General features: G+C 40.4%; 13 protein-coding genes and 1 pseudogene. 3 read left to right on the top strand and 11 right to left on the bottom strand.

Annotated features, from left to right (window positions below):
* Positions 1-28: 28 nt before the first annotated feature.
* The 6 genes from dsdA to ACMUMJ_RS03375 all read right to left on the bottom strand — a co-directional run bounded on the left by dsdA (position 29) and on the right by ACMUMJ_RS03375 (position 8,102).
* The gene (gene dsdA / locus ACMUMJ_RS03400; RefSeq protein WP_414677390.1) at positions 29-1,345 is read right to left on the bottom strand and encodes a D-serine ammonia-lyase; all 1,317 of its coding nucleotides are present in this window, start codon (positions 1,343-1,345) and stop codon (positions 29-31) included.
* A 73-nt stretch (positions 1,346-1,418) separates the two neighbouring features.
* Entirely contained in the window at positions 1,419-2,039 is a 621-nt protein-coding gene (locus ACMUMJ_RS03395) for a LysE family translocator (RefSeq protein WP_414677389.1), read from the bottom strand.
* Between the two features lie 90 nt (positions 2,040-2,129).
* Positions 2,130-2,906, bottom strand: coding sequence for a hypothetical protein (locus tag ACMUMJ_RS03390; protein WP_414677388.1), 777 nt, complete (start codon positions 2,904-2,906; stop codon positions 2,130-2,132).
* Positions 2,907-3,449: 543 nt separating this feature from the next.
* Positions 3,450-5,027, bottom strand: a complete 1,578-nt coding sequence (locus ACMUMJ_RS03385; RefSeq protein ID WP_414677387.1) for an inorganic phosphate transporter — start codon at positions 5,025-5,027, stop codon at positions 3,450-3,452.
* Between the two features lie 257 nt (positions 5,028-5,284).
* Complete coding sequence (locus tag ACMUMJ_RS03380; protein WP_414677386.1) at positions 5,285-6,667, bottom strand: L-serine ammonia-lyase; 1,383 nt, start codon at positions 6,665-6,667, stop codon at positions 5,285-5,287.
* 214 nt (positions 6,668-6,881) lie between these two features.
* Positions 6,882-8,102, bottom strand: coding sequence for an MFS transporter (locus tag ACMUMJ_RS03375; RefSeq protein WP_414677385.1), 1,221 nt, complete (start codon positions 8,100-8,102; stop codon positions 6,882-6,884).
* Between the two features lie 221 nt (positions 8,103-8,323).
* Between ACMUMJ_RS03375 and ACMUMJ_RS03370 the strand changes: the two genes are divergently transcribed.
* The 3 genes and pseudogenes from ACMUMJ_RS03370 to ACMUMJ_RS03360 all read left to right on the top strand — a co-directional run.
* On the top strand, positions 8,324-9,253 hold the full coding sequence (locus tag ACMUMJ_RS03370; RefSeq protein WP_414677528.1) for an adenosylmethionine decarboxylase: 930 nt from the start codon (positions 8,324-8,326) through the stop codon (positions 9,251-9,253).
* Between the two features lie 186 nt (positions 9,254-9,439).
* The gene (locus tag ACMUMJ_RS03365; protein ID WP_414677384.1) at positions 9,440-11,605 is read left to right on the top strand and encodes an esterase-like activity of phytase family protein; all 2,166 of its coding nucleotides are present in this window, start codon (positions 9,440-9,442) and stop codon (positions 11,603-11,605) included.
* A 161-nt stretch (positions 11,606-11,766) separates the two neighbouring features.
* A pseudogene (locus ACMUMJ_RS03360) lies at positions 11,767-12,051 on the top strand (IS110-like element ISSpi6 family transposase); the annotation flags it as partial.
* A gap of 231 nt (positions 12,052-12,282) precedes the next feature.
* Here the strand turns inward: ACMUMJ_RS03360 and zapE are convergent.
* From zapE to ACMUMJ_RS03335, 5 genes are all read right to left on the bottom strand, one after another.
* Positions 12,283-13,431: a cell division protein ZapE gene (gene zapE / locus ACMUMJ_RS03355; protein WP_414677383.1), complete on the bottom strand. Its 1,149-nt coding sequence runs from the start codon at positions 13,429-13,431 to the stop codon at positions 12,283-12,285.
* A 130-nt stretch (positions 13,432-13,561) separates the two neighbouring features.
* Positions 13,562-14,449 carry a transglutaminase family protein gene (locus ACMUMJ_RS03350; RefSeq protein ID WP_414677527.1) on the bottom strand — a complete coding sequence of 296 codons (888 nt, stop codon included), beginning with the start codon at positions 14,447-14,449 and terminating at the stop codon, positions 13,562-13,564.
* Entirely contained in the window at positions 14,449-17,028 is a 2,580-nt protein-coding gene (locus ACMUMJ_RS03345; protein ID WP_414677382.1) for a circularly permuted type 2 ATP-grasp protein, read from the bottom strand. The genes ACMUMJ_RS03350 and ACMUMJ_RS03345 overlap by 1 nt, the downstream gene beginning before the upstream one ends.
* Positions 17,029-17,062: 34 nt before the next feature.
* Entirely contained in the window at positions 17,063-20,437 is a 3,375-nt protein-coding gene (locus tag ACMUMJ_RS03340) for a transglutaminase family protein (protein ID WP_414677381.1), read from the bottom strand.
* On the bottom strand, positions 20,434-21,378 hold the full coding sequence (locus tag ACMUMJ_RS03335) for an alpha-E domain-containing protein (protein ID WP_414677380.1): 945 nt from the start codon (positions 21,376-21,378) through the stop codon (positions 20,434-20,436). Before ACMUMJ_RS03335 ends, ACMUMJ_RS03340 begins: the two co-directional genes overlap by 4 nt.

Below are 21,378 nucleotides of genomic sequence, written 5' to 3'. Positions count from 1 at the left end.
TATAAGGTTGTATCTGACGCGTTTTATTTTACTCGTTTTGTAACATTACCGCCTTGTCTAGATAACGTTGATATTCCTCTTTAGGTACAAAAGAACCACCCGTTAACCAAGCAATGTGCGTACTGTCGCTCAATAATGGTAACAGTCTGTGCGTTTTTAAATACTCTTGCCCTGCCTGACTATTCAGCATTAACGGCCCTTGGCAACCAATAGCAGCGGACGGCTCTACCTCAATATTTTCCAATGATTTAAGTGAGTGTAAATGCTGATAAAGCTGTTTATCCGTTGCCGTAAAAACCCCAGATAAAAGATGCCTTGTCACATCACACACCCATTGAGACGCAGTCCCTACAGCCAGCCCATCCGCATCGGTATCAATAGTTAAGCCATATTCATAAACTGGAGTTGGGTCTGTATTTAGATCACCAGCCATCCCCAATAACATACACGGTGCTTGGACTGGTTCCGCAAAAAAGCAGTGAGCATGATCACCAAACACGGTTTTTAAACCGAAAGTAATCCCTCCTGGAGCGCCACCAACTCCAGCGGGCAAATACACAAACAAAGGGTGTTTTTCATCCACTGGAATATTTTGATGCTTTAGTTGCTCCTGAAGTCGTAAAGCCGCAACAGCATAGCCCATAAACAAATGAGAAGAACGCTCATCATCAACAAAGTAGCTAAATCGATCTGCCTCGGCTTCTGACCTGCCTGCCTCGACTGCAACACCATAATCCGCGTCATGCTCAACAACTTTAACGCCTCGTTTACGTAAGCGTGTTTTTTTCCACTCTTTCGCATCTGAAGACATATGCACAACGGTCTTAAACCCTAACGCAGATCCTGCGATACCAATGCTAAGACCCAAATTTCCGGTACTTCCCACGGCTATCGTATATTGAGAAAAAATAGCACGCGCTTCAGCTGTAAGGAAAATAGAATAATCATCTAAAACACCGTTTACCAAACCGTTATCTAATGCCAATTTTTCAGCAAAACATAACACCTCATGAATACCACCGCGAGCCTTAATAGAGCCAGCAACAGGTAACGCATGATCCGCTTTTACATACAAAGACCCACCAAGAGAGTTAATCAATTTATTTAATAAAGGCACTTCAAGTAAAGGCGACTCTATCAACCCATTACTTTCAGACAATTCGGGAAATAAGCGCTCCAATACGGGGGCAAAACGAAGAAAACGATCAGCGGCTTCATATAACTCAGACGTGTTAGCAACATTGATAGGCAAACTTTGATCACAAAATGCCCCGTTAGTCCAAAAAACTGGCTTAAGAGAACATAGTGATTCTTGGTCAGATTTACTAATATTCAATGATGACATGTCTTCTCTTTAAGAAATAACGAGGTGAAATACAGAGCGTTATGAGCACTACTTTGATTGAAATCAAGCTTGATTAACCCATCGCTAACCAAACGCCAACACCAAACATTAATGACCCAGCAATTCGATTCATCAATTTAACATTACCCCTCTGTTGTAATAAGGTTCGCAATGTTCTACCTCCAGTTGCATAGATTAATAAACAAATGAATTCCAGAGATAAAATTATCAGGATCAGAATACTTAATTGGCCCAACATAGGTGCATCAGAAGAAATAAATGGCGGCAATAAAGCAACTAAGAAAGCCCATCCTTTAGGGTTGGCAATGGCCGTCATAAAACCTTGGCTGGCCAATTCAATACGCGTCGCTCCTTTCTTTTCACCCTCCGAGGATTGGATTGCCATTTTTCCTTTGGAACGCCACATTTGAATGCCTATGTAGGCAAGGTAAGCGCCACCTACGTATTTGAAAATAACAAACGCATCAGGGTAATTCAGTAGCAGAGCGGCAACACCAACAGCAGAAGAAACAGCAACTAAGCCAACACCACAAAGCTCACCCAACATCATCCATAAGGCACGACGCACACCAATGGTCATTCCCATTGTCATCGCCAATGTCATACACATACCAGGGGTAATAGACACAAAGAAAAACGTCGGTATGAAAACCGAAAGAACAGATACGTTCATTATAACCTCTTTATAAGCGCGTTACATTGCAAAAATCGATAGCAACAGACTGTTACTATCGATTTTGATATTAGTATTGGAGTTAAAAAGTCAGAAGGTTTTTTTCTTTTCAAAATCGGAGTTGTCCATAAACTTACTCCATTCGTCATTCATATCTTCTTCACCTTCATCTTCTTCTATTAACGCACCTTCTTGTTGCTGTAACTTAAGATCTGCTTCTATTTCATCAGCATAGCCTTGGAATTTCTTTCTGGCTTCATCGGCTTCGGGAACATCTTTAATGGGTTCTAGCTCTTTAATCGCCTGTTTATATAACTCAATAGCATCATCAAATTTACTCATTAAAAATGCCTGTCTCGCCAAGTACCCTTTGTGATCAGAACTTACTTTATATCTAAAAAAAGACAGCAATGATTTATATTTAAAAGAGGAGTCTGCATCAATTTTTTTCTGATCTTTAGCCGTCGTTAAAAAATTATCAAATGAATCAAATAGGCGCTTCAATTCCATTACCTGAAGCTCATCATTCACCGCTCTCGCTTTTCTTTTTTTCTTACTATCACGAAACTCTTTCATTTCCTTTGCAACATTCGCACGACGACGCTTTAATTGCTCATCGGGTTGCAGCGACAATAACTCATCAAATATGGATACTAGATATGAGAAAAGCCAGAGTCTCAAATCTTTAGGTTGATACTGAGGAGGAAAGTCATCAAGATAGCGGCGAACCTGTCTTGTTTGGTTATTCAGAAGTGAGACCTTTCGTAGTTTTTCAAGACGAGCTTGCTCTTTCATTTGTAACATGATAATAAAACCGATAAAGCCACCAAACAGTGCTAGCAGAACAATTATGGTAATGGTCGTCATATAATTTTTATGCCCAAATAATTACATTAATCAATAATACGAGATAAACTTATAGGAGAGGCTCTTGAAACCCTCTTCCTCATCTCAATATCAACCCTCCTAAATATTTTGGCTTATATGCAACTGTCTTTCCACTTAATGAATCGAATTGTTCATTCTTTCTATAAGTTCATCACATGAAACCAATCAATTAATTTGCTCCACTTCAGCTAATGCTGCGCTGTACTTTTCTAAAGATTGAGCTTTTTATCAAGCTCCAATAAATCCTCAGCTTGTCTTGCTAATAAATCAATTTTAGATCAAGCATGAGAATACCGTATTTTTTCCAAATAGTCTTTTGCACTTCCCCGATCAATCTGTTTTTGCTCTGCTTGCCACTTAATAAAAGGCAGTATTTTCAATAAGGCACAGATAAGAAATTAAACATATTTTTTAAAAGCACAAACTCATCATATTGAGTTCATTACAAAATACAAAAAAAGCCAGTGTAGGTTATGCACTGGCTTAGTAAATTATCATTATCGTATCTTACAATAAGCTAAATTAGCTATTACTTACGCTAAAACCAAGTAACATATAGAAAAGCATAGCAGATAATAGCGCAGATGTAGGTACTGTAATGATCCACGCGGCTGCAATTTTCAGCAAAGCAGATCGTTTAACCAACTCTTGCTTAGTCGCTTTCTTCAAACCTTTACGCTCTTTCTTTGTAATCGGTGAATTATAGGCTAAATCTTTCAGCTCACGTAATAGCTCTCTTTTACCTTCTAGCGAAGAAGACTTAAAACGATCCACAAACTCATTTGTTTGTACTGTATCATGACCTGCATCTTCAGAATGAGAGATTATAACCGCCAGTTTTTTGTTGTATGACGCTTTTACATATTCACGTAAAAAGCCTACACCGAAAATACCACCTACAGCAATATGAGTAGAACTAACGGGTAAACCTAATTGAGACGCGATGATTACAGTGATCGCTGCTGCCATTGCGATACAAAATGCACGGACTTTATCAAGCTCAGTAATTTCTGAACCGACTGTTTTGATCAATTTAGGGCCATACAGTGCCAAACCCAAAGCAATACCTAATCCACCAACTAACATAATCCATAGAGGAATAGTGGCTTTAGATGAAACACCACCACTCATCAAAGCATCATTAATGGCAGCTAATGGTCCAATCGCATTTGCGACATCGTTTGCGCCATGGGCAAAACTGAGCAGAGCAGCAGAAATAATCAAAGGGACCGTAAACAAACTGTTTACTGCATCTTTATTATTTTTTAAATCACTCGCCGCTTTATCAATAATTGGACGAACAAAGAAATAAGCAATGACAGCAAAACCGAAACCAAGCATTGCAGCGTTAATAATATCGGTTTTCCATAACTTTTTAAGACCTTTCATAATCAAGTAGGTTGAGAAAGCCCAAACCATAACAGCAACCAACAACGGGACCACTTTTTGAGCAGCAGCGATCATATCACTCTGATAAGTGACGTTTCGTTTTATATAAATTAAGAACGAGGCAGCAATCACACCACCAAACAACGGAGAAATTATCCAACTTGCAGCAATAGCAACCATCTGTCCCCAGTTGGCAATATCCCATCCGCCAGCTGCGATACCGGCACCTAAAACACCACCTACTATTGAGTGTGTGGTTGATACAGGGGCACCAAAATATGTGGCTAAGTTAAGCCATAATGCACCCGCTAATAACGCAGCCATCATGATCCAAATAAACGTCTCAGCGTCCTCAATGGCATTAGGGTTGATGATACCTTTCTTGATAGTACCAACAACAGAACCGCCAGCAATCAGTGCGCCTGCGGCTTCAAATATGGCTGCTATAAGTATTGCCCCTGTCATAGATAGCGCTTTAGAACCTACTGCCGGCCCAACGTTATTCGCTACGTCGTTTGCACCAATATTTAAAGCCATATAAGCGCCAATTGCAGACGCAATTGCGAGAATGGAGACGTTTGACACATGAGCACCATTTATGCTTGCGTACAAACCAACAACGAAAACAAAACCAACGGCAATCATTAGACGTACAATATCAGGGAATTCAGCGCGCAGTGCATTGGCTTTTTGATTTTTGGTAAGGTCCATATGGGCTCTACTATATTTAGGTTTAAGTGTATTCAAGTCATAGTGTGGCAGCCGACTATATAAAAGACGACACATCCCAATCGTCACTTGAATTTCATAAATCTGTTACAATTTTGTCATCAAATTGCAACAACGGCGCCATTCTACTATGAGCAGACAGATATAAAAACCCTTGAGAAATCTAACTTTTGCAAATTCTTCTCTACAGTGCCTTACCTTTTGAAATCTAAAAGATATTTGATAAATAGGTAAGCGTATTAACACTCAATAACATTAACAGCCAAACCGCCTCTAGAGGTTTCTTTGTATTTATCATTCATATCACGCCCAGTATCTCTCATTGTTTTGATCACTTTATCAAGCGAAACAAAGTGAGAGCCGTCCCCTCTTAAAGCCATGGATGCAGAATTAATCGCTTTAACAGATGCCATTGCATTTCTTTCAATACATGGAACTTGCACCAATCCACCTATCGGATCACAAGTTAATCCTAAGTTATGCTCCATGCCGATTTCTGCTGCATTCTCAATTTGCTCTGGCGAGCCGCCAGTTGCTGCCGCTAATCCAGCAGCGGCCATCGCACAAGCAGAACCGACTTCTCCTTGACAGCCGACTTCAGCACCAGAAATAGACGCATTTTTCTTAAATAACATACCGATTGCGGATGCGGTTAACATAAAATCAATGATTCCTTGCTCACTTGAACGAGGGCAAAACTCCCAATAATAATGTAATACCGCCGGAATAATGCCAGCCGCACCATTTGTCGGGGCTGTCACCACTCGACCTCCACCAGCATTTTCTTCATTCACAGCAAGTGCGTACAAGTTAACCCAATCCATTGCACCAAGCGATGGCGTAATCATGTCCATTCTGTTTTTATTACTTAAATCCGAAAACAAAGTAGCGGCTCTGCGCTTTACTTTTAATCCTCCAGGGAGGATGCCTTCCTTCTTTTTGCCGTTTTCAACACACTCTTGCATAACGGCCCAGATATCTAAAATGCCTTCCTTGATGTCTTTTTCAGAGCGCCAGACTTTTTCATTCTCTAACATAATATCGGCAATGGTCATAGAATACGTTTGACACAAAGATAAAAGCTGGGATGCGCTGTTAAATTTATAAGGTAATTCAGTGGTATCTTCCGTAAGCTCAAGCTCTCCTTGAGTATTCTCTTGCACAATAAAACCACCGCCAACTGAGTAATACGTTTTTTCAGATAAACACTGGGCTTGATTATTAAACGCTCGTAATGTCATACCATTCGCATGAAAATCCAACCGCTTAACTTTATGAAAAATTAAGTCTTGATCAGGATCAAAGTTGAAGTGCTTTTTACTCAGCAGTTGTAAGCTTTTATCTGTATTAATTTTTTCAACTCTTGACTCAATAAGAGTCGGATCGATGCTGTCTGGTAACTCACCTTCTAGCCCCATCAATACGGCTTTTCCTGTCCCATGGCCTTTACCTGTCGCACCAAGAGAGCCATATAGTTCACATTCGATACGTGCAACATCTTCTAATATTGATAGATCGAATAAAGACTGAGCAAACTGATTAGCGGCAATCATTGGCCCCACGGTATGAGAACTTGACGGACCTATACCCACTTTAAATAAATCAAATAAACTAATCGCCATGATGATCTCTCTTTAATCGTGCTATAAATAAAATAGATATACGTCGTTCTACCTTCCCTAGTACTACTAAACTCACTCAATATGAAATTGTACTTGGCAGATAGAGTTCCCTAATAATAAAATAAGTTTCCAATCGGAAACACGCTTTATTCTCACACAATAGATCAAATTTTGGCAACAATTTTTAAAGAAAACCCCCATTTATGTAACTAATTTAAAACCCTTCCGCCTGTATTTTTGACTTAATGTAAAGAAAGGAAAAAATCAGAACGAGATAACACACAGCTAAAAAAACAAAAGGAACTGTGGAATTAATTTGATACAAAGACGCCATTAGAATTGGTCCAGATGCACCACCGACTCCCTGCATAGACGCATTGATACTTGCCAGCCGGCTTTGCTCTTCATCTTTAACTATTAACGTTTGAGATGTCACAACACCGGGAAATAAAAACCCTGAGCACGCGCCAAACAACCCCATTGCGATAATCACACCGATATAGGACTCTAAAAAGATAAAGCTGAGTTGAGCAACGACACCAAAGAAAACACCAAGATAAATGAGCTTCACTGGCCCCATTTCAAAACGAGGCACTATAGCCATTTGAATAAGGATGCTCACTAGGGACATCACCATCATGGAATAACCAAGCTGTGCAGTTGTTTGCACGGCATCCCAGCCAAAACGATCCTGCAATAAAAACCCAATGATCTGCTGAATGCCTGTTATTCCTAAAATAACCATCATAGACATCACTAAAAAAGGCAGAACTGGATGCTTTAGCCAATTAACAGGCTTAGGTTTAACGGGGGCTTTTACATGGGCAGAATCCATCACAAACACCAAAACCAAAACCACAAGTAAAATTGCGCACAACCCAATTAAATAGAAGGGAGCGGTTAAGCTAATATTACTTGCAAAGGAAGCCATTGCTGGACCTAAAATCATGCCAATACTAAAAGAGGCACCAATAGAAGCGATTGTTGAGCTTCGTTTGCTAGAATCACCATGAAAGACAAGATAGGTTTGGATAGCAGGCACTACACCAGAAATACCTAAACCAAAAATAATTCTTAGAACAATTAAATAGTAATAGGCCTCATTTTCAGGTAAATCATTAGACAACGATTTTTGTAGAACTAACCCTGTCAAAAACAAGACAATGGCATACGACGACATACCAAAAAGGATGGATTTCATTCTACCTAATCGAGTGATAATACCACCCCAAAGGAACGCACCTAACACAAAAAAAATAGCACCTATCGCGATAATACTACTAATTCGAACATCAGAGAGTCCTATTTCACGACCAATTGGAGGGAGTGAGGTAAAAATAAAAGACTGCCCAATACCAACAGAAACCAAACAAGCAAGCAAGATAATGCGCGATGTTTTCCCTGCTATTTCTCTTTTCCCTAACGGGCTGATCATATAACGTCCTTCTAAATAGTTGAATAATCTAACTGCACAGAATAACACATAGGGCTTTTATAAAAAGACACAAAGACCTCCTATCCATAATCGGTTTTTCTCAATCGCTAGCATTTGATCTTTTTACTATATTTTCTTTTTAGATTTTTACTTTTACCGCTACAATACCGATCTTTGAATGACGCATTCAGGCACGCAGTTAATTTGAGGGTAAAGATTTGATGTTCTTTGAGGGTTCGGAAAAAAAAGTAGAAATCGTTGTTTCAAAGAGCGCACCTTCTCTTCGCTCTCTTGGGCAGCCATTCTGGGAAGAAATGGTCGCGAAATGCAATGCGACGATACTTTCAAGTATTTCGAATGATAAGTGTGATGCTTACTTGCTGTCTGAATCGAGCCTATTTGTTTGGGAACATCATTTTGTCATGCTAACTTGTGGTACCACAACCTTAGTGGAATCCGTCAAGACGTTTATGGATAAATTTGAAAAAGAGCAAATTCTATCTGTGATTTTTCAACGAAAGAATGAATACCAATCGCATTTACAAAAATCTTCTTTTGAACAAGACATTGACTCACTGCAAAAAAGAATGTCAGGTGTTGCCTACCAACTGGGAAACTTAGACACACATCATAACTATGTATATCATCTTGATAAACCTTATGTTGCCGATGACAACGACTATACCTATGAGCTTCTGATGTACCATATCCAAGGATCTATTGCTCAATATTTACGCAGTGAAAATCAAAATGCACAGGCCATTAGAAAATTAATGAACTTTGAAGAAATTCTTCCTGGTTTTGAAATTAATGATTTCGTTTTCGAGCCATTTGGTTATTCTATGAATGCGATTAAAGATGGCTTCTATGCAACAATGCATATTACACCTCAAGAAGACAGTTCTTATGTAAGCTTTGAAACCAACCTTGATTTAGCAAATCAACACCCACACATTTTCAATAACCTTATTGCCACACTTCAGCCAGGTAATTTTGACATTATCAGCTTTAATGGTATCCCTTCCGTTGAGACAATAAACCACCTACTAATGAACCAAGTTGATGAACCTCTTTCATGTGGTTATGTCATGCGCTTCTATGAGTACCTACAACAACAAACCACACCATTGCGTGCATATAAACTAAAATAGCAATGACTTCACTTCTCAACTTAGGCACTGGTTTTAACAGAACGTCTGTGCCTTATTAAACGTTCCCTGTTGGCTTCCACATCTTCGATTGCATAAGTCATATCAGATTCATTAAAACATCATATTACTCCCCTATCATTATCGTTAATTCTTTTAACACAATAAAGTTTGAGGGTAATGAATCATATGTTTTCAAAAAAACAGCTTGCGATTTTAATTAGTGCTATGAGTGTCTCCACTTTTGCACAAGCCGATAACTTTCAGCGAATCGCCTCTTGGTCAACAACACATAATCTCCCTACTGGAACAAAAGTAGATCAGGAAACATCAGCTGAAATCATTACCGCGTCGAAAGACGGACAAAAGATTATTTATACCGACAGTCCTCTCAGTGGACTTGGTTTCATTAACATCAGTAATGCTCATCAACCAACAGCAGCAGGTTTTGTCTCTTTAGAAGGGGAACCCACCTCTGTTAGTGTTACAAAAACACACGCAATTACCGCAGTAAACACATCTGAAAGCTATACAAAACCAACAGGGTACTTAGCCGCAGTTAGCTTAAAAGACCAAAAAATCACCTCTCGCTGTGACCTTGGAGGGCAACCAGATTCGGTAGCCGTCTCCCCTGATATGTCATTTGTTGCCACCGCCATAGAAAACGAACGCGATGAAGACCTAAACGATGGCGCCATGCCACAATATCCTGCAGGTGGCTTAATCATCACACCGATTAACAATGACACCCTTGATTGTGATAATCAAAAAATCGTAAGTCTAACAGGTTTAGCAGACGTTGCGCCAAGCGACCCAGAGCCTGAGTTTGTTGCAATTAACGACAATAATGAAATCGTCATTACTCTACAAGAAAACAATCATCTTGCGATAGTTGATGGTGACACGGGCAAGCTGTTAAACCATTTTTCTGCTGGTAGCGTTGATTTGTATAACGTTGACCTCGATGAAGAAAGAGCATTAACCTTTGATGGTGTTCAACTCAATAGAAAACGCGAGCCAGATTCGGTTAAATGGATTGATAATGACCGCTTTGTTACTGCGAACGAGGGGGACTTTGAAGGCGGTTCTCGCAGCTTCACTATTTTCCACAAAGATGGCCGTGTTATGTACGAATCTGGACTGGATTTTGAGTACAGAGTCGCTATGGCAGGTCATTACCCAGAAAAACGCTCTGGTAATAAAGGTGTTGAGCCCGAAGGTTTAGAAGTCGCTACGTTTGGTGATGACACTTACCTATTTATTCTTGCAGAACGCTCTTCAATTATTGGCGTATATAAAGATACAGGAAGTGATCCTGAGTTTATCCAGTTGCTCCCTTCTGGGTTGTCTCCAGAGTCGGCGATCGCCATTCCCAACAGAAACCTGATTGTCAGCGCAAACGAAACAGATTTGATTCAAGATGGCGGTGTCAGAGCTCACGTAATGGTGTATAAACTAGCAAATCAACCTTCTCTTTATCCGCAAATTCAATCTGTGATGCAAAATGATAAACCAATAGGTTGGGGAGCCTTATCAGGATTGGTGGCCGATGATAAAAAAGAGGGTATTTTCTATGCGGTTAACGACAGCTTCTACAGAAGTCAGCCACAGATTTTTACTATTGATAGCAATCAGGTTCCTGCAAAAATAATCACAGCAACCCCTATCACACGTGATGGCACTCCTGCACAAAAGCTTGACCAAGAAGGCATTACTCTTGATGGTAATGGTGGCTTTTGGATCGCATCAGAAGGTCGTACCGATCGCTTAGTACCGCACGCACTGTATAACGTAAATGCAAAAGGAGAAATTAAGAAAGAAATCCCATTCCCGAGCGAATTATTAGCGGTTGAAAAACGTTTTGGCTCTGAAGGCATCACTCGTATTGGCGATACATTATGGATTGCCATTCAACGTTCATGGAAAGACGACGCAAAAAATACGGTGAAATTGGTTTCATATAATATCAAAAGCAAAGAATGGGGTGCCGTCACCTATCCAACCGAGTCCGCAGATAAAGGCTGGGTTGGTTTATCCGAGATTACCGTTCACGGTGATTGGGTTTACGTTGTAGAGCGTGACAATCAAATTGGCGAGGCCGCAAAAATCAAACGCCTTTATAAAGTTGCAAAAAGCGAAATGGTGCCAGGAAAATTAGGAAGCCCATTACCAATAGTAACGAAAGAAATGGTACGTGATTTTATTCCAGATCTTGCATCATTGAATGGTTTTGTCACAGATAAATTAGAAGGCTTTGCTATTGATAAAACAGGACAAGCCTACGCTCTAACAGATAATGATGGCGTAGATGATAGCTCTGGCGAGACGATGTTCTTTAAGGCTGGAAATTATTAGCTCGCACTGTGCCCTTTCAAAAATGCGTAGAGAACGTGTAAATAAAAGATAGCCCCCCCCTCTTGGTTGCCCTCAGCATGTATTACTGAGGGCTTAATTAGATGGTCCGCCTCACCCCTGAGCTATGCTTAGGGGGTGGCTAAACAAAGAGGCGAACCATCATGTTTAATATTAAAGTCATTGGAATCGATTTAGGCAAATCTTCTTTTTATATTGTTGCTCACGATCATGCTGGACGAGAGCAATATCGAAAGCGTCTTACACGAACTAAGTTACTCGAACATCTCGCGAATCCCCCTTCGACAACCATAGCTATGGAATCCTGTGGCGGTTCTCATTGGCTTGCTCGTCAATGCCAAAAGTTTGGTCATGACGTCAAGCTCATTTCTCCTCAATACGTGAAACCGTACGTAAAAACCAATAAAAATGACTACATTGATGCAGATGATAAAGAAGATGACAGAACGGTCAGACCACTAGATTGAAGACCTGACATAAAAAACAGCAGACAATGCTATGGGCTTTTTGAGGACAATCTAGCGCGGATCTCATCGTGGAGCGAGGCGAAGCCTAATAACGACTCCGAATACATTAGCGCAAACCAACCTCGTTATCGAAAATATCATTTGCAATAACGAGGCGGACCATACATTTTTATACTTAAATTCAGATAAGAATTAAACCATCGATAGGTAAGCTGACGTTTGCATTTCCATGATACGGCTTAATGTTCGTCTAAATTCAAATTTTAAAGAACCGCTACAATACAAAGCGTCTAAAGGAACCTCTGAATGAAAATACATTAATACCCTTTGGTCATAGCATTCATCAACTAAACTAATAAAACGCCTTACCGCATCATCATTTACACCCAAATACACTTTTCGCGCCCCCGTTTCTCCTGAGCCAATCGCACCGTCTTCCACGCCACGCGCTTTAATGTGCTCAAAAGGTTCATTGCTTAATTTAGGGATGTCAGAGACAACAATATGATTGTAACGCTCTGCTAGCGCCATATAATCATCAGAAGAGCGTGGCCCTTCACACAAACTGGAAAAATCAAACCAAGCACGGTCTTCTGATGTGGATAACGTTTTTATGGCTCGTCCATGAATAAAAATATCTTGCTCTCGTTTTTCTGAATTTTGAAACAAGGCTAAAACAATCTTCTCGCGCAATACGTCTTTTTTAGTGAAATAAATGGCTTGATCAATCGGCAACCGATAACGAAAGTCTACCGCACCACTTAGTTCAAAACTGTGCAGGTTACGATTGAGCAAAGCAATTGTTGGTTTAAATCGCTCTTTTTGAAGTTGACTTTGAAATAAGTCCTCAATAGGGATATTAGACGTCACGACTAAATAAACACCTTCGTCAAACAGGGCATCAATCAATCCTCCCAACAACATAGCATCGGCAATATCTGAAACAAAAAATTCATCAAAACAAATAACCCTCACATCCTGTGACATATTTTTTGCAATCTGCTTCAATGGGTCTGAAGTTCCTGTCATTTTATTCAGCGCTTTGTGGAGATTTGCCATAAAATGATGAAAATGCAACCGAGCTCCCACTCCATTAGGCAGTGATTGATAAAACAGATTCATTAATAACGTTTTTCCTCTACCAACCTGCCCCCACAGGTAAATACCGAGTTTTCGAGGTGTTAAAGCAGCACGGTTCTTATCCTCACTATGAGGAACATCAGCAAAAAGGATCTCATTAAATAACTGATCTAATGCATACAAAGAGGCTTGTTGATTATCATCAAAAGTAATTTTTCCTTGAGCAATACACTTTTTGTATTCTTGGCTGGGTAAAGACATACGAACAACTAAAACAGTGATTAAAAAAAAACGCTCTTACCGTATAGATGCAATTGCATGGAAACAGTAAGAGCCAGATATTAATATGAGGAAGGTAGTAAAGGTAAAAAAGGTCACACAGAGAGAAATATTAGCCCACCCTTCCTATCCGTTGAACATCAACAGACACAGACAAGGTTTGCCCTTCACCCCCATCAAAAATAACACCTTGCAAAGGCGTCACATCAGAATAGTCTCTCCCCCATGCGGTAACAAGATGCTGCGTTGTTGGCATAACATCATTGGTTGGATCAAACTCGACCCATCCAAGATTAGGCAAAAATACAGAAAACCATGCATGAGAAGCATCCGCTCCAATGAGTTTTTCTACTCCTGGAGGAGGGAGTGTTTCCAAATAACCACTCATATAACGCGTTGGAAATCCTAACGATCTCAAACATCCAATCGCAAGATGAGCAAAATCTTGACAGACTCCCCCTTTTAATTTTAATACCTGATCTAACGGTGTTGCCACTGTCGTGACATTTGGGTCAAACTTAAACTCGGTAAAAATTTTAGACGTAAATTGGCGTAATGCAATTAACAATGGCACATCATCTTGAAAAACCTCTCTCGCATAATCCGCTAAAGATTTGGATGAGCGTATCATTGGGGAATCTAATAGAAACTCTCTTGCCTCCAGAAAATCTGGATCTTTAGACGCGCTAATCAAGTCGAGATATTCTTTACACGTTGGACCTTGAGTCAAATCAGGCAACACAATGCTTGCAGTTATATTTATCTCGCTAACAACATCTATAACTAATGTTTTATGCGCATCTTGCACTGAAAAATAAAATGTTTTATTACCAAAATAATCGACTCTTTCCTGCTGACTAATCGGCTCTGGTCTCACTTTTATCGAGCTGTTTAAACACGTTTGTAACTGTGTATCCCGTGGCATCAGGTGCGCCACGTTATAACACAACGAAACAGGGCTAACGTATTTATATTCTGTGATATGTCGAACGCGGTACATCATACATCGTTATTCCATTCAGTACTGACAAGCTTCTGAGGCCCACTTGCTTTATGATCAAAATACTTATCACTAATCTTTGACGTAAAAGTTTCTAGACGCTCTTGAAGCTCCATCATTAATTTATTTAAACTTTCTCTCTGGTTCGTAATCGAATCCACTTCTGATAGTTTTTCTAAATCAGCTAACTGTATGTCGCTCAATGATTGAATAATCAAACGAATCTCTGCGCTCATCTCTCTTAATGACGTTTCACTTCTAGGCAACTCACTTACTAATATGCGTAATTGCTCTATTTGGTAAAAAAGAGACCTTGGGTTTGTTTCATCAAGCATAAGTAAATCAAGGCCGTATTCCACTTCGACCTGAGTACGATATCGCCTTCTAAACGAAATTAAGGCTTCGACACTCAATAGAACGGATTCAAGCACTTGTTGCTGATTCAATTGAGAGAGAGACAGAGTTAATGTAGACCTCAATAACGTCGCGGTTTGAATCGCTCTTTCAGTTCTTCTTCCAATTTCTTGAAACTTCCAATCAATTCCGCGTAACATGCTTTCATGATTAAGTCCTGACAGCGCTAATAAACAGGTTACTAAATTATCCAACGACTCTTCAGGTGCTTCAGGTAAACCATTGACATAAGCTCGATCCAATTCAAATAGATAATCCCTAAGGTTATTTATAATCTTGCGAGTATCTGCCGAAAGCATTTCTTTTATTTCTTCCGTACAGGTTAATAAAGCCAATAAGTTTGATTTAACCGACCCCATACGAGATCCGTCGGTCACCATTGCAACAAGCTCTGATTCAGGGTTGTTTAATAAGATCTCCGACTCTTCACAGAACCCAGGAATACAACTTGTTTGTACTGACAATGCTTTGAATAAAACATCTCGGCAGTCTTTAGGTAAAGAGTTCACACCGTTCATTTGAGCAAAGACCGTTCTTAACAAACGCATTGTCATTTCAGCACGTTCTGAGTAACGCCCCATCCAAAATAAATTTTCAACAACGCGACTTGGTAAGTTGGAGTGCTGAATTCCTTGAGGAAGGTCGTATCTATGCATTAAGGTCAAATCATTTTCAGATTCCTTAGACATAACCCACGTATCTTTACTCTTAGATCCATTAAAGTTTGTTACGATTGTGTCGTTTTCAACAGCACAAACTCGCGTCAAACCACCTGACATCACTTGATAGCCAGTGTCATTTGATACAGTAAAAGTACGTAGTATCGTCGGTCTTGAACAAATACCTTCGTTTTGCCACGCTGGTGTATGAGATGCCGCCAAATAGCTTTGAGCCGTATATCTATGTGGCGCAGTTTTAATACGTTCAAGCAGTTGCTCACGATCAATTGCAGACAGTTGCCTACCATATACACTAGGGGATGACGCCGTTCTTATTGCAGGTTTAATAATTAAATCATGAAGATTATCTTTCACGAACTGCAAATCCTGTTCATCACCACACCACCACGTCTGAACGGATTCAATGGATAAATCATGCCCAAAGAAATATTGACTAATTTTCGGTAGGTATTTTAATAATGCAGGCGTCTCAAGTATTCCAGAACCCAATGGATTCGCCATGATGACATTCCCAGAGCGAATCACTTCTAATATGCCTGGCACCCCAAGATAAGAATCTGAACGCAGTTCGGCTTGATCACAAAAAGCATCGTCTACTCGCCGTAAAATAACATCGACTTTTTCTAAACCTTGTAATGATTTTATACAGACGTGTCCATTACGTACGGTTAAATCACTTCCTTGAACAAGAGAGTAACCTAAGTAATTGGCCAGTAACGCTTGTTCAAAATAGGAATTGCTGTAAGCTCCTTCTGTCATAACCACAATGCGCGGATTATCGGTTTTATCTTCAACCAACTTAGACAACATATTACGTAAAGCCTGAAAAAAGTACGCCAAACGATGTACTTGACTATCACGAAAAATACTCGGCATCACTCTCGACAAAACGGTTCTGTTTTCCAGTGCATAACCAGCACCGCTTGGCGCTTGAGTACGATCACCAATAATACAAAAATTCCCATCTTGAGAACGCACCATATCAGCGGCATGTAATAAAAGATTATGATTACCGGGAACATCAATACTCTGGCAGGCTCTTAAAAAACCTGGATGACCGTAAATAACTTCAGGAGGAATAACCCCTTGCTTAATCAAGTGACGAGGGCCATAAATGTCTTTTAGAATAAGATCAAACAACGTTGATCTTTCAATCAAAGACGATTCAATTTTTTTCCAGTCTTTATCATTAATAATTGAAGGTATAGGGTCTAACCCCCACACCTTCGGAGACATCGGTTCTGCGGCTAGATTGTAAGTCGCACCATCGTCCCTAAGAATTCTCAGAGCTCGACGCTCTCGATCGCTTAGCCCATCCGTTCCAAGTGAAGCGATACTCTCAACAAGACTTTGCCAATGTGGGCGTGCAATTCGGTCTTCTGTAAACGCTTCGTCATAGGTCCCCTCTGGTCGAGGGTACCATGACAATTCCGATTTACATTCCATTGACTCCGAAAGAGAGTTTATTTGTGATTGTGTTTGCATAACTGGCATTTAGATGGTTTTGCTCAATAATAAATTAAAGCGCATTATACCGTTTCCTGAGATCAAGTGTATAAGGATATTCACCTGCCGGTTCTTCTGGTGGTGGAGCCATCGGTTTTGATGCCTTTTCATTAGGATAAAAATGCCTTATCGCTTCAAATTCATCCGGTGCATCAAAACGGCCTTGGGTAAAGCCATTATCCCAGAAACGATTCACTCTTCGCGCTTCGGCTTCATTTGCATTCACAGGTAATGTTTCATAGCTACGACCACCAGGATGAGATATGTGATAGGTACATCCTCCAATAGACATGCCGTTCCAAGTATCAATTACATCAAATACCAATGGCGTGTCTATCCCCAACGTGGGGTGTAACGCTGAAGGTGGCGCCCATGCTTTATAGCGTACAGCCCCCACAAACTCACCATGTTTGCCCGTCGATTTGATTGGGACACGACGACCATTACACGCAAGAACATGACGCCCTTCTGTCAATCCGGTCAATTTAACTTGTAAACGTTCAACCGATGAATCCACATAACGAGAGGTTCCAGTCATTGAGATTTCTTCACCAAGAACATGCCATGGCTCTATCGCCCAACGTAGCTCAAGTTCAATATCATCAACTTTCAAGCGTCCATAATGAGGGAAACGGAATTCCTCAAACGCTGCCAACCATTCCAATTTGAATGGGTAACCATGCTGCTGTAAGTCTTTTACAACTTCTTTTATGTCATTCCACACAAAGTGAGGCAGCATAAATTTATCGTGTAAAGATGTGCCCCATCGAACTAAAGGTTTCTTATACGGCGCCTTCCAAAAGCGGGCAACCAGACATCTTAATAATAAGATTTGTACCAGTGACATTCTTGGATGAGGTGGCATTTCGAATCCACGGAATTCAAGTAACCCCTGACGGCCACTCGATGTACCTGCAGCATACAGCTTATCAATACAAAATTCAGAACGATGTGTATTCCCCGTGATGTCGATGAGTAGGTTACGCATAAGGCGATCAGCAAGCCAAGGTTCATCAACAAATCCATCAGGCATTTTTTCAAACGCAATTTCCATCTCATACATCATTTCGTCACGGCCTTCATCTGGTCGTGGTGCTTGACTGGTTGGACCAATGAACATGCCAGAGAAAAGATACGAAAGACCAGGATGATGCTGCCAGAAAGTAACTAAACTTCTTAACAAATCGGGTTTTCTTAAAATAGGGCTGTCATTTGGCGTCAATCCACCAAGAGTGATGTGATTACCACCCCCAGTGCCTGTATGACGACCATCAATCATAAACTTCTCAGTACCCAAACGGCACTGTCTTGCCTCTTCATAAAGCAACTCAGTGTTATGAACCATATCATCCCAATTTGACGCAGGATGAATATTTACCTCAATCACACCCGGATCAGGGGTAATTTGGAAACGCTGTAAACGCGCGTCTTTTGGTGGCTCGTACCCTTCAATGATTAGAGGTAACGATAGCTTAGCGGCAACGGTTTCAAGAGCATGCAATAGCTCAACATAATGTTCTAATTTTTGCACCGGAGGTAAGAATACATGCAATTTGCCTTCACGTGGCTCAATACATAATGCCGTTCGAATCACGCCTTTATAAGATTTTTCTTTTGCCTCTTTAATTTCATTCACATCAACAGGGGCAGCAGATTTTCTTAAAGAAGACATCATCGTTCTAGGGTCTCGAGCAGGAGGAACCATAGAAGCTAAAGGTTGGCGGGATTCAAATGGGTCTCGTTCAGGCTTAATCTCTTCTTCCGTCACAGCAGGCAGTGAGTTTAACGGTAAACGATAGCCTACCGGAGAATCCCCAGGAATGAGCGTTATAACATCTTTTCTCATTGGCCAATCAGAGCTTTCCCAACCCGAGCCCACTTCAAGCCACTGTAATGGCAAAATAAAGCCTGTTGGTGTATTCAAACCGCGAGTAAGCAATTTTGCTAATCTACGACGGTCGAGGCTGTCACTTAAATCTGCTTTTGTCGGATCTACATTTTCAGGTAAAGATTGCTCCATCCAAAGGTAATGCAATGTGTCTTCATAAGCAGGCTTTAAATAAGCATTATCCAATTTTAATATGTCACACAATGCGTTACCAAAACGTTTGGCGTCTACAGCATCGTGTTTATAGTCTTTATCTACACGCGCTAACAGGTCTGTATTGTGCCATAAAGGTTTATCGTCTAAACGCCAGAAACAACCCAAAGCCCAACGTGGCACTTCTTCTCCCGGATACCATTTACCTTGCCCGTAATGCAACATCCCTTCAGGTGCGAAACGTTTTTTCAGCCTTAAAAGCAAATCTTTTGCCAGCCTGAGTTTATCCTTACCAAGCGCCTCTGTATTCCATTGAGCTGAATCCATATCATCTATGGAAACAAACGTTGGCTCGCCTCCCATAGTTAAACGAACATCACCTTCTTCTAATTCTTCATCAACTGCGTTCCCTAATGCCTTGATGTCTAACCAATCGCCATCGGAATACGGTTTGGTTACACGAGGGTCTTCTAGGATACGAGTAACAACATTAGAATAACTAAATTCTGTTTCGCATTTCTCTGTGAAGCCAGTAATCGGTGCGGCAGAAATAGGCTCTGGAGTACAAGCCAGTGGAATATGTCCTTCACCAGCAAATAAACCGGATGTTGGATCAAGGCCCACCCAACCCGCACCTGGCAAAAATACTTCACACCATGCATGCAAATCTGTGAAATCTTCTTCTGGTCCAGAAGGGCCGTCTAACGCTTTAACATCAGACGTTAATTGAACTAAGTAGCCAGAAGCAAAACGGGCCGCCAATCCACAATGCCTAAAAATTTGAATTAATAGCCATGCGGTATCACGACAAGAACCCTTGCGAAGTTCTAATGTCTCTTCACATGTCTGAACACCTGGCTCTAATCGAATTCCATAACCAATGTCTTGGGATAACTTTGTATTAACAGCAACCAAAAAATCATTAATAGGAATTTCTTCTCTTGAAACGCCCTCAAGATATTTGTCTAGGAGCGCTCCGGATTCCGTCACTTTAAGATAAGGCTCTAGTTCTTTCTGTAATTGCTTATCGTAATCAAAAGGATAGGACTCCGCATACTTTTCAACAAAGAAGTCAAATGGATTAATGACAGTCATATCAGCAATTACTTCGACTTCAAAGGTTAACTTATCCGTTTTTTCTGGAAAAACAAGTCGAGACTGAAAATTACCAAATGGGTCTTGCTGCCAGTTTAAAAAGTGGTCTTCAGGCGTTACTTTCAATGAGTAGCTATGAATGTATGTGCGAGAGTGTGGTGCAGGACGCAGACGTAAAATATGAGGAAACACATTTACGTGGCGATCAAACTTGTACTCTGTCTTGTGCTGTAGAGCTACACGAATGGTCACGCGGCTTCTCCTTTATCAAATGAAAACCAACTTTCAGCAATGCTTCCACTAAGCTGAATGATACCTATTTGTACTTCATTCAAATAATCACGGAATTTAATATCCAAGTCATCTGAACTTGTGATTGCGAAATCCAACTTTTTCAACATGGTAACGGTTTCTAACACTTGCTCTCCATGAGGAAGTTTATTTACCGCTGTTAGCATTTCATTAAAGCAAAAACTAACAGTACGAGGAAAATAAGGATCGTTTAATAGGAATTTTACAACCTTAGCGCCACTAATAGACGTTCTAACAGTACGACGATAATTTAAATATGCTCCTTGAGATTTCAAGACTTTTGACCAAAGCACTTGACCGAGCGCCAAGCTTTGCTCGTCTCTTGGCTGTAGCATTAATGAGACAGCGGCATCTAACACTCGAGTTGTCATGTCAGCACGTTCGACATTGCGTCCTAAAAGGACAAATTGCCATGTAGCATCACGACTCATGGTTCCTGCTAACAAACCGTTAATGGTTTGGCAGCCTTCAATAATATTATTTAGAAAACTGTGACGCTCAGATCGATTAATGCCTTTCTTAATATTATTTCGGGCGTATATATCAAGTTCGTTAATCAACTCCCACGTTTCTTGTGGCACAACATCCCGCGTTGTTCGAATGTTCTCACGAAGCATTTTTAATGAGGATAGGATTGAACTTGGGTTCGTATCATCCTCTAACATAAACTTCAGTACATTTTTTTCATCTTGAACTTTATAACGTTCATGAAAAAGTTCTGTATTACTGTTAATTTTAACTAGGTTGTACCAGCTAATATCCACGCCTTTCGGTAAGTCATACAGCATGTTGTCATACACGCTGACTAAGCGAGCAATATTTTCTACACGCTCTATGTAACGTGCGCTCCAATAAATACGTTCAGCTACTCTAGACAACAT

The sequence above is a fragment of the Marinomonas phycocola genome (genome assembly GCF_047525455.1).
Taxonomy (GTDB): Bacteria; Pseudomonadota; Gammaproteobacteria; order Pseudomonadales; family Marinomonadaceae; genus Marinomonas.
The sequence above is the reverse complement of the archived record's forward strand: the minus strand, read 5'-3'. Positions and strand labels throughout refer to the sequence as shown.

Bases quoted from the DNA above. Each gene is read 5' to 3' on its own strand.
- dsdA (WP_414677390.1), bottom strand. From the start codon at position 1,345: ATGTCATCATTGAATATTAGTAAATCTGACCAAGAATCACTATGTTCT.
- ACMUMJ_RS03395 (WP_414677389.1), bottom strand. From the start codon at position 2,039: ATGAACGTATCTGTTCTTTCGGTTTTCATACCGACGTTTTTCTTTGTG.
- ACMUMJ_RS03390 (WP_414677388.1), bottom strand. From the start codon at position 2,906: ATGACGACCATTACCATAATTGTTCTGCTAGCACTGTTTGGTGGCTTT.
- ACMUMJ_RS03385 (WP_414677387.1), bottom strand. From the start codon at position 5,027: ATGGACCTTACCAAAAATCAAAAAGCCAATGCACTGCGCGCTGAATTC.
- ACMUMJ_RS03380 (WP_414677386.1), bottom strand. From the start codon at position 6,667: ATGGCGATTAGTTTATTTGATTTATTTAAAGTGGGTATAGGTCCGTCA.
- ACMUMJ_RS03375 (WP_414677385.1), bottom strand. From the start codon at position 8,102: ATGATCAGCCCGTTAGGGAAAAGAGAAATAGCAGGGAAAACATCGCGC.
- ACMUMJ_RS03370 (WP_414677528.1), top strand. From the start codon at position 8,324: ATGTTCTTTGAGGGTTCGGAAAAAAAAGTAGAAATCGTTGTTTCAAAG.
- ACMUMJ_RS03365 (WP_414677384.1), top strand. From the start codon at position 9,440: ATGTTTTCAAAAAAACAGCTTGCGATTTTAATTAGTGCTATGAGTGTC.
- zapE (WP_414677383.1), bottom strand. From the start codon at position 13,431: ATGTCTTTACCCAGCCAAGAATACAAAAAGTGTATTGCTCAAGGAAAA.
- ACMUMJ_RS03350 (WP_414677527.1), bottom strand. From the start codon at position 14,449: ATGTACCGCGTTCGACATATCACAGAATATAAATACGTTAGCCCTGTT.
- ACMUMJ_RS03345 (WP_414677382.1), bottom strand. From the start codon at position 17,028: ATGCAAACACAATCACAAATAAACTCTCTTTCGGAGTCAATGGAATGT.
- ACMUMJ_RS03335 (WP_414677380.1), bottom strand. From the start codon at position 21,378: ATGTTGTCTAGAGTAGCTGAACGTATTTATTGGAGCGCACGTTACATA.